Consider the following 12770-nt stretch of genomic DNA (forward strand, 5'->3'; position numbering starts at 1 on the left):
GGGGAGCCACAAAAATGCTCCCTATTTTTTGTCTCCACCATCTTCTCAAAGTTTTGTCCCATCTAGCTTAGAGTTGCCTTGTCACCCTCTCAGGATTAAGACTTCAGCAGTACTGACAGTAAAGTTAGCGATCGCAAAATAAACAAGCAGTCCGAAAAGTCTTGGTCTAGCTGTAATATAGTTCCAACCGAATCGTACCTCTTGCAGTGGTAACTTTTTATCAGCTTGATTATTATTAGTAGTTTTTACTTCTCTAATTTGGATTATTAGTAGGGTGACAATTGCAAACAAGAAACTGCTAAAGTCTAAAAGGAATATGCCTTGTAGTTGAATAGTAACCAATAATAGACTTGCCAATATTGGTGAAATGATTTTACCAACAGCTTCTCCTAATTGTGTCATACCGCTAGCACGACCCAAATGCTGCTGAGGTACTAGTAAAGTGATCGAGGCGCTATAAGCTAGCCAATGGTAGGCGTTACAAATACTCAAAAAAGCAACAATTACGTAGATATGCCAGACCGCCAGCTTACCTGTAACAAATAGTAAGGCGATCGCGCCCACAGACAAAGCAGCACCGCAGTTACTAAATATCATCACCCATCGTCGGCTCTCACGGTCTACTAAAGCTCCAGCTACAGGAGAAATTATTAGCCCCGGTAGCAAAGTAAATACGGAAATAAGGCTATAGTGAGTAACCGAACCAGTTTTTTGATATACCCAAAGACCCAGTGCGAAGCCAGTTAGTTCAGAACCGATGAGGGAAATCAGTTGTCCTAACCAAATAATAATAAAAACTCGTAGATGGTGGGTTGCAGTATGCTGTATCATCTAGTTTTAAATTGGAATTAAAAATTATCAAACAGAATATATGCGTCAGTCACCAGAATGGGCTAAACCTTAGCTATCCGCTAACAAAATTGAATTCTGTGCGACTGGTGGATAGCGCCGGCGGCAAGCGAGTACTCGTTCGCGCTAGCGTCTCGTAGAGAGCGTCTGAATAAACGGGTTTAAAACCCCAGACGCTCCTGCGTCGCTCATAGCGTTGTATCCCGAAGGGTATACGCTGCGCTATCGTCTTCACGGTGTCTACAATTGGTTAGGGTCTGAATCCTAGGGCGAACATTGATTTTGACTCCTGTTAGCGGATAGCTAAGGTTTAGCCCATTCTGACTTGCTGAATTCTTCTTCAATAATTTTGCTCATTGACGCTGTGATGCGCTTAAAGGAACAAAATTGTCTTCCTCCTCAAAAAACATTTGGTAATGTCGCCGATTCATCGCAGATATAGTGAATAAAGTCAAAAAATCAATAGATTTAAATTCTCGGTTGATTGCTGGTAAGCTACATACTTTTGCTCCAATCCGCAAGTATGCACGCAAAATATTAGGAATATCAACATGATCAACATCAGTCAAAATTTGGTCAATTTCAAATCTATATTGGGAATGTGGATAAACCAAAACATTTGGATATAACAATTGCGATGATTGGAAATAACGATATGCACAAGCCGCTTGCTCAAGATTTTGATTTACGAAGCATGACGTTCCAAAGCAATTTTTCTTACCATTCCAAACTAAATATTTAGCTATTCCCTTCCATAGTAAAAAAAAGACCCTGCTATTACGGTATTCTTTAGCAACACAGGCACGTCCAACTTCGACACTCGAATGAAGCACGGAATTGGGAATAACATTTAGGTTAAATAGCTGACTCGAATAAAAGCCAAATCCATCACAAGCCATTGTATAAGTTTGTAGCCTATAAGTACCGATGGTTTGACCTGTACGCTTTGAAATTATCATCAAATGATGAAAAACATCATCAAATTTATCTCGGTCTAATTGGTTGGCATTAGATGTTGTAAGTCCTACACCCAGTTCCAAATTAAAAACTTCAAAGCGTAACCGGTATAACGAGATTAAATCTGTTTCTGTAACTGCTAGCCGTAATAGATAATCGTGGGTTTCAATAACTAAGTTTGAAGCAATGTTTTTTTCAGCTAGCATAAAGGGTTCGCATTATAGTATATACTCGTACTTTTTCACATTATAATGTGTTTATTTTTAGTAGCAAATGGGAATATTACTTAGTGTTCGCTCATTTTAGAAGGGTAAGACGAAGAATTAATGCCTAATAGGTATGAAACCGAGATAGGTGTAAAAAACTGCATTCTAGGTCGAAAAAGCCTTGCCCTGTATAGTCTTGATAGTTTGATACAGTAGGAACAAAAAAGTCGTGTTTAGTAACGAGAAATTATGCCTTTTGAGGTCATCTCGCAGCAAAAAACACATATTTCAGCTCAATACTCGCTTGATTCCATCGCACTTACATTCTTCAAATCAACATTACCTAGCCCAAAAGATAGATACATTTTTTACAAGTTGAAGCACACTTGTAAGAGCAAGTTTAACTATTCAATAATGATCTGACGATGTGGCTAAAATTTGGTGTAAATGAAGAAGGTATCTTGATATGTATTGAAGATATCAACAGGGGAAAGACTTTACTTAAGTGTCCTTATTGTAATGGTGTTCTAACAGCTAAAAAAGGTAAGGTAAAAGAGCATTATTTTACTCATAATGATTAAAATTGTCGCCCCATAACTAACCGAGAATTTCCAACTCTACGACTTTATGATAATTTCAACGTTCAATTATCAGGCAAGGATTTGGTACTGAAAAATATTTAGAAATTAATCCTAACTTTGCTATCTAATTACAATACTAGGATAAAATTTATCAATAATGAAAAAAAATGACCAGGTGATTAAAATGGTCGGGCAAAATGTGGCCAAATTTTGGACATTACAAAAGCAGTTTTATTCTGTGACGAAAACTTTCTGAAAATAACCAATTTTAACCAAAAATTTAACCAAATATAATTTTTGAAGTCATACCAATTGCTAGAGTGGATTTTACCCCCACTTTTGTGATGCCGAGGAATCCAAACAATCTACGCATCGATAATTGGAGAGCGTATGGGTTTCAATCATTAATTATTAAGAGAGATTATCAAACAATGAAATGTAAAGCAATATCTTCCTTTGCGCTCAAAAAGCTGTTTTTTGCCTGTGGCATCAGTTTATTGAGTGCAAAATTAGTAGCAGCCGCTGTCACCTACAGCGTATGGCCTAGTACCACAGCTGTAGTCACTACCGATGGCTCCAACCAGTTTGGTGGTAATCTCAGCGGTTTATTCTACGACCCAGCAACTGGAACAGAACAAGCTGTGTTGTGGGGGGTGCAAAATTCGCCATCAAAACTCTATAACATGGTTTGGAACGGTAGTAATTTTGTCAAAAATACTGCTAATGGTTGGAGTTCGGGAAAAACGTTACGTTATCCCAATGGGACTGGTGCGCCGGATGCAGAAGGTATGACTAAAGCCGAGTTTTCTTCAACGACTATCTATATCTCTACTGAGCGAGATGGCAGCGGCTCGAACCGCTTCAGTGTACTGAGTTATGATACTAGTAGTAGTGCTACTACCCTTAATGCTATTAAGGAATGGAACTTAACTTCTAATTTGCCGACGGTTAGCTCTACTAATCTAGGCTTGGAAGCAATCGCGTGGGTGCCAGATAGTTATTTGCAGGCTAATGGATTTATAGATGAAAGTACCAATTTGCCGTACAATTCAGCTAATTATCCGTTACACGGGACGGGATTGTTTTTCGTTGGACTGGAAGCGAATGGACAAATTTATGCCTACGCGCTCAACTCCGACTCTACGTATAGGCGTATCGCTACAATTGCCAGCGGTAATACAAAGATCATGGATTTATCCTTCGACCGCGATAATGCAACTCTATGGGCTTATTGTGACAACAATTGCAGTAACCGTTCAACTCTGCTTGCCATCGATACCACCGTTGGCTCACCAACGAAAGGCAAATTCATCATCAGCAAGGGTTACGAACGTCCAAGTTCGATGGCAAACATTAATAACGAAGGTATTGCCATTGCCCCCAATTCTGAATGCGCCAGCAACCTTAAACAGTTCTTCTGGGCAGATGATTCCGAAACCAGCGGTCATGCGATTCGTCGTGGAACAATTCCTTGTGGACGATTGTTTTAAGCTGGCATTTATCTTTATATGCTAGCAATTAGTGCTTTTTTGTCAGTAGTCACTGAGGCTGTAGCCAATGGTGAAAAGGTAACGCTCATAGGGTTTGGGTCATTCGAGCGACGCGTAGCTTGCCGCCGTAGGCATCGCTCCGAACGTGAGGGGCGTAATCCGAAAACCAATGAGCCAATGACTATTCCAGCGACCAAAGTACCTGCGTTTTCTGCTGGGAAACAGTTTAAAGAAAAAGTAGCACCCTAATCAATAACAAATGTATTTACTTTAGTACTGTCAATCCAATCACTGCAAAGCCACGCTAGATTAATTCAAGTATTGAATCGACTGTGAAACTTTGACTGCTTCTTGGGGAGTAACGTTACTGCAATTAGACAATTCTGGCATTACTCCCGTACCAACAAATCTGTAAAAGGGGCCATTTTGCTCTCCCCACCACTGCGATAGCAATGTTGGTTGTTTGGCATTCCCGTATAATCCTTGCTCCAAAGTGCTTTTTCCAAATATCGGAGAATTTATCGGGTAACTGCGCGACCCAGAAGGTAAGTCTCCAATACCCCCAGATACTGACTCAATTGCAAAGCATTTATTTGCACTTAAATTTTGGTAAACAATTAAGTAACGCAAACTGTCAACATTTTCGCGTCCAGCCGAGACTATTACCTTGTCGGCATGAAAATTTGTGGGTATGTAACTTGGTAATGCTATTTTTAAGCCTAGTGAACGTAAAACTTTTAGTTGAGTCGGTGTTAATTTTATTGCTGAATTAGTTTGTGGAGATTTGGGTTGAGCAATTACCGCAGTCGTAGAAGCGATAACACAGATGGCAAAGCAAGAAGAAGCAAGCTTAATTGGGTATTTGAATAATTTCATAGTTGATAGCTATATATGACTTGGGTTCAAAAAGAAGTTGCAAATTACTTGACCTCTGAATAACAGCAGCAGAATTCGAGCATTAATTACTACTTGCTCAGAGAATTATGTCTTCTATATTCAATCCGAACTTGTTTAACCTCAATTTGCCCAGACTCTAAAAACACAAGTTGCTCTACTTGGTATAACCCTAAATTTTTAAACTGTACTAATTCTGAGTTAGATAATGGCCAAGGTGGACCCGATGGTTCAGCTTCTGTGTCTCGAACATGAGTAATCATCAACAGCGTTCCACCAGGAGCAAGTACAGAGGTAACTGAAGAAATAACCCAAGAACGCACATTCAAAGGCAAAGCTTGAATATTGCGACATTCAAAAACAAAGTTAAAAGCTTGATGCCATTGTGAGGGAATTGCTAATAAATCTGCAACTATATAGTTGACAGTTGAATTAGGAAATCGCTCTTGGCACCAAGCGATTGCTGTCGGTGAAATATCAAAGGCGGTTACTTCAAACCCCAGATTTACTAAAGCTTCGGCATCGTCTCCCAAGCCACAACCAATTACTAACGCTTTTTGCCCAGAAGCGAACGGTTCATGATTCGTCAACCAATCTTGTAGATAAGGATGAGGAGCTAACTTAGCCCAAGGAATTTGTGCTGTGTCCCCTTTGGCTTTGGCATATAAAACTTCAAACCATGCCGAGGGGTCTGATTTTTGTAACGCTTCTGTGGCTAGCTGTTTAATATAAAACTGTAAATTTTCCGGTTGTTGCTCCAACATAAAAATCGACACCATTCCATTGTCAATTATGGCAGTCTATACCAGTTGAACTGAAAATCATAATTGCAGGCTAACCTACGCGGACTAAAAGTTGCGAATCACCTTTTTGATTATGGCTCCTCAAAGCAACCATTGGTTTACAGTCCTAACACAGTATTTCTGAGCATTGAGTTATGAGAGTGCTTGAGTGCGATCGCAACAAAAAAACTGATTTTATTAATAATTTAGCGATGTAATTGATAATTAAACCCCGATCTCACAAAATCGCGTTGCTCCCGAACTCAAGCGGTATGATGATAGCGGTTCGGATTAGTGACGTTGCCGGGACAAAAACGTTGATCCAGCTACAAGCTAGTTAATGTAAATGAAATCATCATTCGTTCCACACGTCAATAACTTTAGATTTAGGCTAACAAAAGACATAAGACACGATTAAACTAAACTCATTAGGGAGTCAATTGACATGGTTAAGGAATTTAATGCTTATCTGTTGAGTGGTGGTATCGGCTCTTTGGCAACCACTGCCTTCATGATTAGCGATGGTAGACCCCCTGGCGAAAATATTTTTATCCTAAAAGCAAAGCCCCTCTTGGGCGGAAGTATGGATAGAGCCGGGAACCCTGATGAAACAGTGGAGCCTGAAACAGTACAACCTGAAACAGTGCAACCTATACCCCATAAGCTGTTTGCGATCAATTCAACTACCTACCGAAAAGAGAACAGAGCTGATGTTAGACAACTGGTTGAGCAAAAAACAGATATGGTTGCTGCGTGGTGTAGCGATTATAATTTTTTTGATACAAGTCGGAGCATATTTGTGGAGCAGTTACCGAGCAACAAATATCTGCAAGTTGTCGCAGCCTCATTCCCAGTATTGCGATTTGACAGTAGTGCAGAAGTTAAGTGGAGTAGCAGAAGCGATCGCCCTTTCTTCTGATGGTCACACCTTAGAGCCTGTCAAGAAACAACTTTTACAATTTATTATCTAGAAAGCTTACTGAGAAGGCATTTCTAGCTCAAAAGAGGCAAGGTTGTTACATGACAAGCTCTTAGTGGGCGGCGGTAGCAAAAGCTTTAGCGTCTGGCATCTGCCAAGTCAGCAGCCGCAATTAACCCTCAAAGGAGACGCGAATGATATTTATGACCTTGCGCTTTCTGCTGATGGTCAGACTTTGGTGAGCGGGAGTTTAGGCAAGACCATTAAGGTCTGGAATTTAGCGACGGGAAAACTCAAATTTACGCTCAAAGGGCATTCTGAAGTTGTAAATGCACTGGTGATCACACCCAATCAGCAAACAATTGTGAGTGCGAGTTCCGACAATACTATTAAGATATGGAATTTGGCGACTGGACAATTAACAAGCACATTGGCACAAACACCGGATGCTGTAATAACTTTGGCGCTGACTCCAGATGGCAAGACTTTGGTTAGTGGCGATTACTCCAATCACATCACTGTATGGGATCTGGCAACTGGACGAAAGCGCACCACTTTGACTGGACATTATGGTGCAGTATCTGCTTTAGCCATTAGTCGTGACGGTCAGTTGCTCTCTAGTGGTAGTGCCAAGCAGGTAAAAGTGTGGAACCTGACAACAGAAAAATTGTTGCAGGATTTTGGGGGCTTCTATTTTCCGCAGATCACCATCGCCTTTAGTCCTGATGGGCAATCTTTAATTACTGGTGGAGGATATAAACCATATCGGGTTTGGAATCTGGTAACAGGAAATATAGAAGCAACTCTGCCCGATGTAAGCAACTGGTCGGGAGCAATGGTATTTAGTAGGGATGGCAAGACTTTGTTTAGTGCAACAGAGGACGGAATTACAGAGTGGAAAATTCCTGCACCAAACCACCCGTAAAAGAATGTTTGGAAAGTTATGAGAGTCTTGCGCTTGAGCTATTCGTCTGGTTTTAAAACTTCTCTCAACTCTGTAGGTAAAGTTCAATCACTTGATAAGCGTTCACTAATTGCTTTAATCATTCCTGCCTAAATTACTTTTTAAGAGATATCTTAACTCTAGAAGTGCGATCGCTCTATTCATCCTTGTGAAGCGTCGGCGTTAATTAAATTAAAGAGTTCAAGTGTTAGTTCCAATCACCAATGCTGTTTGGCTCTTGTCAAATCGGGAGCAAAGGAGCGGATGAACTTTTTCTTTATAAATATCTTTGGTGTTGCGCTCGGCTGTACCCACAGTTATTCTACATGACAAAGGTGATGAAGGAATTGCTGCCGTTGGTTTTGTAATGGGGTTGGACTGCCTGAGTGTCTAAGAGGCAGTAGCAGTGCATTGTTAGTAGCAGTGCATTGTTAATTTTCGTGTGTTGCTTGATTTTTACTCCTTTCACCCCTTTGCTAATAAAAGCTAGTAATGCTAGATTTCCAATATTTGCAATACTTCAGGGTGATTTATGAACAAAGGCGAATTAGTAGATGCTGTAGCAGCAAAGACCAACATCACAAAAAAGCAAGCTGATGAAGTCATAAGTGCTTTTTTGTCAGTTGTTACCGAAGCTGTAGCTAATGGAGAGAAGATAACGCTGGTAGGGTTTGGGTCATTCGAGCGACGCGAACGCTCAGAACGTGAAGGGCGTAATCCGAAAACCAATGAGCCAATGACAATTCCAGCGACCAAAGTGCCTGCGTTTTCTGCTGGAAAACAGTTTAAAGAAAAAGTAGCGCCATAGATTAATTGTTTTACCACTGGCTATCCAATCACTGTAAAGCTGTAACTCTCGCTTTTCTCAAGACAGCGTGGGGAAACGGTAGATGGAATCTGGGTGTTGAATTGCAGATGTTACACAAGTGCGATTGTCTATCTGCCCATACTGGGGCATTTAGTTGATTTCTGAATCACACCAAAAGTGTGTCAGCATTATAATTGGCTTACTATTTTGTAAATGAGTTTTGCAAAGCGATCGCGTTGCTTCCGGGCTGGCGAGCGCAGCACTCTCAGAGGAGTTAAAAACAGGAAAAGGCTTTAGTAGCTATGGTGCAATAGTTGAGTGGTTAAAACAAGAACATGGACAAGATATAGAGTATGCAATGGTTTATGCCTGGGTTCGATATAGATTAGGGGCAAAACTAAAAGTGCCTCGCCCTCAAAGCCATAACCAAGACGAGAAATTGATATCTGAATTTAAAAAAAACTCGGAATCATTCTTAATTGTCTAGAAAAACATCTAGCGCCCGGCAAGTGTGTTCGCTACCTGTGCCAGGATGAAACTAGGGTTGGACTCAAAACTCTTACAGGAAAAGTGATTACAGCTTTCGGAGTCAAGCCCACTGTTAAGGTGATATGGCCAAGAGACAACTTTTGGATTTATGGTGCAATTGAACCATTGACTGGAGATCATTTCCTGTATGAATATCCAAAACTAGATGGTGAGTGTTTTCAACAGTTTTTGGACTGGCTATCTGTGCAATTAGGTAGTGATTACGCTATTTTACAAATTGATCAAGCACCTGCTCATACAAGTTCCGCAATTTGTTGGCCAGAAAATATTATTCCTTTGTTTCAACCAGCTTCAGCCCCGGAACTCAATCCCATTGAAAGGCTTTGGCAGCTCCTCAAGAAACCACTCAAAAATCAGCTTTTCTCTTCTTTACAAACTTTACACGAGCGCATCCAAGAAATATTTGACCAACTTACTTTTGAGCAGGTAATTTCTGTCTCTTCTTACAACTTTATCCTGGAAGCTCTATTCTATGCAGCTTCATATTAAATTGGTATTACACTTGAGCAGGTAATATCTGTCTCTTCTTATAACTTTATTTTAGAGGCTCTTTTCTATGCAGCTTCATATTAAATTGGTATAAGTTCTATTTTGCTCAAGGGAAGGAGAAAGTTGCCGCAGCTTATATGCAAGAAGCTTACTATTGTTACAGTCGGTGGGGAGCTAAAGCCAAAGTTGCAGACTTAGAAACCCGTTATCCCCAATTGCTACGCCCCATCTTGCAACAAACAGTGACATCGACTGATACCTTGACTACACTGATGGCCATTGCTGCGCCTACGTTATCAGTTCATAAGGGTACTCATAGCAATTCCAGAAGTACAAAAATCAATCAAACTCTCGATTTTGCCTCCATCCTCAAAGCTTCTCAAGCACTTTCTAGCACAATTCAATTTGATGAACTTCTACATAAACTCACCCAAATCATTCTGCAAAACTCAGGAGCAGATCGCTATGCTTTGATTTTGCTCAGTGAAACCGCAGAATGGCAAGTGCGAGCGATCGCTACTCCCAATGAAACACAACTGTGTGCTGAACCACTCACTAATAATTTCCATGTACCAGTAAAGCTGATTCAGTACGTCAAAAACACCCAAGAAGTTGTGGTGATTGACAACATGGAAACTACCTTACCTGTAATTGATGACTATCTTAGACAACACCAGCCCAAAAGCATACTATGTATGACCCTACTCCATCAAGGGCATTTAATTGGCATTTTATATCTCAACAATCAACTCACCAGTGGAATATTTACCGAAGAGCGGATTTTAATTCTCAATTTCCTCTGCACCCAAGCTGCCATTTCCTTGGAAAATGCCCGACTCTATCAACAGTTGGAACACTCACTCCAAGATGCTCAACAAAAGTCTCAGGATTTAGCAGAAGTCTTGGCACTCTCTAATGGACAACAGCAAATTTTGGCATTGATTGCCCAAGGAGTTTCTCTCAACACTATTTTGGCAGAAACTGCCCGATCCATTGAAAGCCACGCTCATCATCCAGCCTATTGTTCCTTTTTGCTGATTGATGCTGAAGGGCGATTACGTTATGCCGCAGCCCCCAGTTTGCCAGCAGCCTACAATGCCTTAATTGATGGCCTGAAAATTGGCCCAGATGTCGGCTCTTGTGGGACTGCTGCCTATTGCAAAGCATCTGTCACGGTGACAGATATTGCTACCGATCCCCTCTGGGCTAATTATCAAGTTGCCTTAGACTTTGGTTTGCGGGCTTGTACCTCCACACCAATTTTAGGTGCGGAAGGACAGGTGCTGGCGACCCTGGCCATGTATCAGCCTGTAGCTGGTGAATTTACCCTGCATGATCGCAAACTGATGGAAGTTGCAACTTATCTTGCCCGCATTGCTATTGAACGCCATCAAGCAGATGTAGAGCTGCAAAATACCCAATTGCAAATGGTACAAAGCGAAAAAATGGCATCTTTGGGAAATTTAGTGGCTGGGGTTGCCCATGAAATCAACAACCCCATTGGTTTCCTCAATGGCAGTATCACCAATGGTCAAGAGTACGTACAAGATTTACTCGGACATTTAGCTCTTTATCAACAGCACTATCCCAACCCAGTTGAGCCAATTCAAAAAAATGCCAAAAAAATCGACTTGGAATTTCTCTTGGAAGACTTATTCAAATTACTTGATTCAATGACAATAGCAACGGATCGCATCACAAATATCAGTAATAGTCTTCGTACCTTCTCCCGTGCTGATACCGAATACAAAATCACTGCCAATCTCCATGAAGGACTCGATAGCACGTTATTAATTTTGAAATATCGTCTTCAAGCCAACGAACACCGTCCAGCGATTCAAGTCATACAATTTGGCGATTTACCGACAATCAAATGCTTCCCTGGACAGTTAAACCAAGTATTTATGAACATCATAGCCAATGCCATCGATATGTTTGACGAAATGGCTCAAACTCAATCCTTTAAAGAACTGGAAGCCAATCCCCAAATAATTACTATCCGTACTGAAGTGATATCAAACCAGGTACACATCAATATCCGCGATAATGGCAAAGGTATGACACAAGAGGTGCAAGGAAAAATATTCGACCATTTATTCACTACCAAAACTGTTGGGAAAGGTACAGGATTGGGATTAGCGATCGCCCGTCAAATTGTAGTAGAAAAACATGGTGGAGCAATCGAAGTGAATTCTAAACTTGGCGAAGGAACTGAATTTGTGATTCAGCTACCGTTGTAACTAGCACATACATCTGCACATCCATACCAACTTTCAGGAAATCTTCAGCCTAAATAACGTGAGTTCGACGGATAGAAAACGGCAAAAAGCTTGCTAGATATGAAACATGAGAAACTAGACAGGTGTTGCGATGCCTGCGGCGGGCTACGCCTACGCTAAGATTGATTGAGAATGAGCAAAAAAGGCACAAAAAAACGCCGAGACTAAAAATATCTAAACAAAACAAGGGTCAGTGCTTAGTCTACCATTGTATCTCGCCTCGATATCACACAAATATTCTGCGACATCGATGATTTCTGCTTTTCCCTGGGAAAACTTATGGCAGCAAGTACCACAATTAGCATCCATAAGTGGGGAGCGTCGCAGTCAGTCGAGAATGCACTTATCGGAAGTTATGACCATTGTGATAGCTTTTCACGGCAGTGGCTATCGAACTTTTAAGGAATTCTACACAATGCAAGTAATCCCCGGTTGGGGTAGAGCATTCCCGAATTTAGTCAGCTACACGAGATTTGTAGAATTAATGCCTTCTCTTCGAGACGCTGCGCGAAGGAGCTTGATGCTACTGTGTTGTTTCTTGCACACATTAACGGGAGAAATTACGGGAATTAGTTTTATCGATTCAACTCCAATAACTGTTTGCCATAACTGCCGGGCACGTTCTCATAAGGTTTTTAAAGGATTAGTTGGATGGGGTAAAAATTCGGTTGAATGGCATTTTGGATTTAAACTACATTTAATCATTAATGATCAAGGAGAATTGCTCGCTTTAAAATTAACTCCTGCAAACATAGATGACCGAAAACCAGTTCCGGATATGACTCAAGACATAAGAAAGCAAACTTTTTGGAGACCGAGGATATATTTCACAAAAACTATTTGAGGAACTCTACGATAGAGGTTTACAGTTAATTACCAAATCCAAGAAAAATATGAAAAATCGCTTAGTAAAGTTGATTGATAAAATCCAGAAATGTTGAATAGTGATACAAAACTTTACATTGTTAGTTACACTGAGTCTCAAAAGCTTAAATTAGTCAGCAAAACATCATCTCCTCAAACC

The 12770-nt window shown here is 40.7% G+C and carries 12 protein-coding genes and 1 pseudogene; 9 read left to right on the plus strand and 4 right to left on the minus strand.

Annotation, left to right across the window (positions count from 1 at the left end):
- Positions 1-81 precede the first annotated feature (81 nt).
- Together V7K69_RS11100 and V7K69_RS11105 are read right to left on the minus strand one after the other, a co-directional pair.
- Positions 82-831, minus strand: coding sequence for an MFS transporter (locus V7K69_RS11100; protein WP_335034197.1), 750 nt, complete (start codon positions 829-831; stop codon positions 82-84).
- Between the two features lie 371 nt (positions 832-1202).
- Positions 1203-2012 (minus strand): GNAT family N-acetyltransferase, encoded by an 810-nt coding sequence (locus V7K69_RS11105; RefSeq protein WP_335034200.1) that lies wholly within the window; start codon positions 2010-2012, stop codon positions 1203-1205.
- 1012 nt (positions 2013-3024) lie between these two features.
- Between V7K69_RS11105 and V7K69_RS11110 the strand changes: the two genes are divergently transcribed.
- Complete coding sequence (locus V7K69_RS11110) at positions 3025-4083, plus strand: hypothetical protein (protein WP_335034203.1); 1059 nt, start codon at positions 3025-3027, stop codon at positions 4081-4083.
- A gap of 18 nt (positions 4084-4101) precedes the next feature.
- The gene (locus V7K69_RS11115; protein ID WP_335034206.1) at positions 4102-4332 is read left to right on the plus strand and encodes an HU family DNA-binding protein; all 231 of its coding nucleotides are present in this window, start codon (positions 4102-4104) and stop codon (positions 4330-4332) included.
- A gap of 60 nt (positions 4333-4392) precedes the next feature.
- Here the strand turns inward: V7K69_RS11115 and V7K69_RS11120 are convergent, their stop codons facing one another.
- Together V7K69_RS11120 and V7K69_RS11125 are read right to left on the minus strand one after the other, a co-directional pair.
- Positions 4393-4959, minus strand: coding sequence for a hypothetical protein (locus V7K69_RS11120; RefSeq protein ID WP_335034209.1), 567 nt, complete (start codon positions 4957-4959; stop codon positions 4393-4395).
- Positions 4960-5048: 89 nt separating this feature from the next.
- Positions 5049-5741 (minus strand): class I SAM-dependent methyltransferase, encoded by a 693-nt coding sequence (locus tag V7K69_RS11125; protein WP_335034233.1) that lies wholly within the window; start codon positions 5739-5741, stop codon positions 5049-5051.
- Between the two features lie 463 nt (positions 5742-6204).
- On the opposite strand from V7K69_RS11125, the gene V7K69_RS11130 reads away from it, so the two are divergent.
- From V7K69_RS11130 to V7K69_RS11160, 7 genes and pseudogenes are all read left to right on the plus strand, one after another.
- Positions 6205-6678: an oleate hydratase gene (locus V7K69_RS11130; protein WP_335034212.1), complete on the plus strand. Its 474-nt coding sequence runs from the start codon at positions 6205-6207 to the stop codon at positions 6676-6678.
- A 94-nt stretch (positions 6679-6772) separates the two neighbouring features.
- The gene (locus tag V7K69_RS11135) at positions 6773-7603 is read left to right on the plus strand and encodes a WD40 repeat domain-containing protein (RefSeq protein ID WP_335034217.1); all 831 of its coding nucleotides are present in this window, start codon (positions 6773-6775) and stop codon (positions 7601-7603) included.
- Positions 7604-8153: 550 nt separating this feature from the next.
- Positions 8154-8429, plus strand: coding sequence for an HU family DNA-binding protein (locus V7K69_RS11140; RefSeq protein WP_193948174.1), 276 nt, complete (start codon positions 8154-8156; stop codon positions 8427-8429).
- Positions 8430-8649: 220 nt separating this feature from the next.
- Positions 8650-8916, plus strand: coding sequence for a winged helix-turn-helix domain-containing protein (locus tag V7K69_RS11145; protein WP_335034224.1), 267 nt, complete (start codon positions 8650-8652; stop codon positions 8914-8916).
- A complete protein-coding gene (locus V7K69_RS11150; protein WP_335034235.1) occupies positions 8901-9467 on the plus strand; it encodes an IS630 family transposase in 567 nt (188 codons plus the stop codon). The genes V7K69_RS11145 and V7K69_RS11150 overlap by 16 nt, the downstream gene beginning before the upstream one ends.
- Before the next feature lie 137 nt (positions 9468-9604).
- Positions 9605-11707, plus strand: a complete 2103-nt coding sequence (locus tag V7K69_RS11155) for a GAF domain-containing sensor histidine kinase (protein ID WP_335034227.1) — start codon at positions 9605-9607, stop codon at positions 11705-11707.
- Positions 11708-11953: 246 nt separating this feature from the next.
- Positions 11954-12675 (plus strand): annotated as a pseudogene (locus tag V7K69_RS11160) (IS982 family transposase); the annotation flags it as partial.
- Positions 12676-12770 lie beyond the last annotated feature (95 nt).

It is taken from the genome of Nostoc sp., from assembly GCF_036917775.1.
Taxonomy (GTDB): Bacteria; Cyanobacteriota; Cyanobacteriia; order Cyanobacteriales; family Nostocaceae; genus Nostoc.

What these genes read in the sequence shown, in the direction of transcription:
- V7K69_RS11100 (WP_335034197.1), bottom strand. Translation starts at nt 831, where the DNA reads ATGATACAGCATACTGCAACCCACCATCTACGAGTTTTTATTATTATT.
- V7K69_RS11105 (WP_335034200.1), bottom strand. Translation starts at nt 2,012, where the DNA reads ATGCTAGCTGAAAAAAACATTGCTTCAAACTTAGTTATTGAAACCCAC.
- V7K69_RS11110 (WP_335034203.1), top strand. Translation starts at nt 3,025, where the DNA reads ATGAAATGTAAAGCAATATCTTCCTTTGCGCTCAAAAAGCTGTTTTTT.
- V7K69_RS11115 (WP_335034206.1), top strand. Translation starts at nt 4,102, where the DNA reads ATGCTAGCAATTAGTGCTTTTTTGTCAGTAGTCACTGAGGCTGTAGCC.
- V7K69_RS11120 (WP_335034209.1), bottom strand. Translation starts at nt 4,959, where the DNA reads ATGAAATTATTCAAATACCCAATTAAGCTTGCTTCTTCTTGCTTTGCC.
- V7K69_RS11125 (WP_335034233.1), bottom strand. Translation starts at nt 5,741, where the DNA reads ATGTTGGAGCAACAACCGGAAAATTTACAGTTTTATATTAAACAGCTA.
- V7K69_RS11130 (WP_335034212.1), top strand. Translation starts at nt 6,205, where the DNA reads ATGGTTAAGGAATTTAATGCTTATCTGTTGAGTGGTGGTATCGGCTCT.
- V7K69_RS11140 (WP_193948174.1), top strand. Translation starts at nt 8,154, where the DNA reads ATGAACAAAGGCGAATTAGTAGATGCTGTAGCAGCAAAGACCAACATC.
- V7K69_RS11155 (WP_335034227.1), top strand. Translation starts at nt 9,605, where the DNA reads ATGCAAGAAGCTTACTATTGTTACAGTCGGTGGGGAGCTAAAGCCAAA.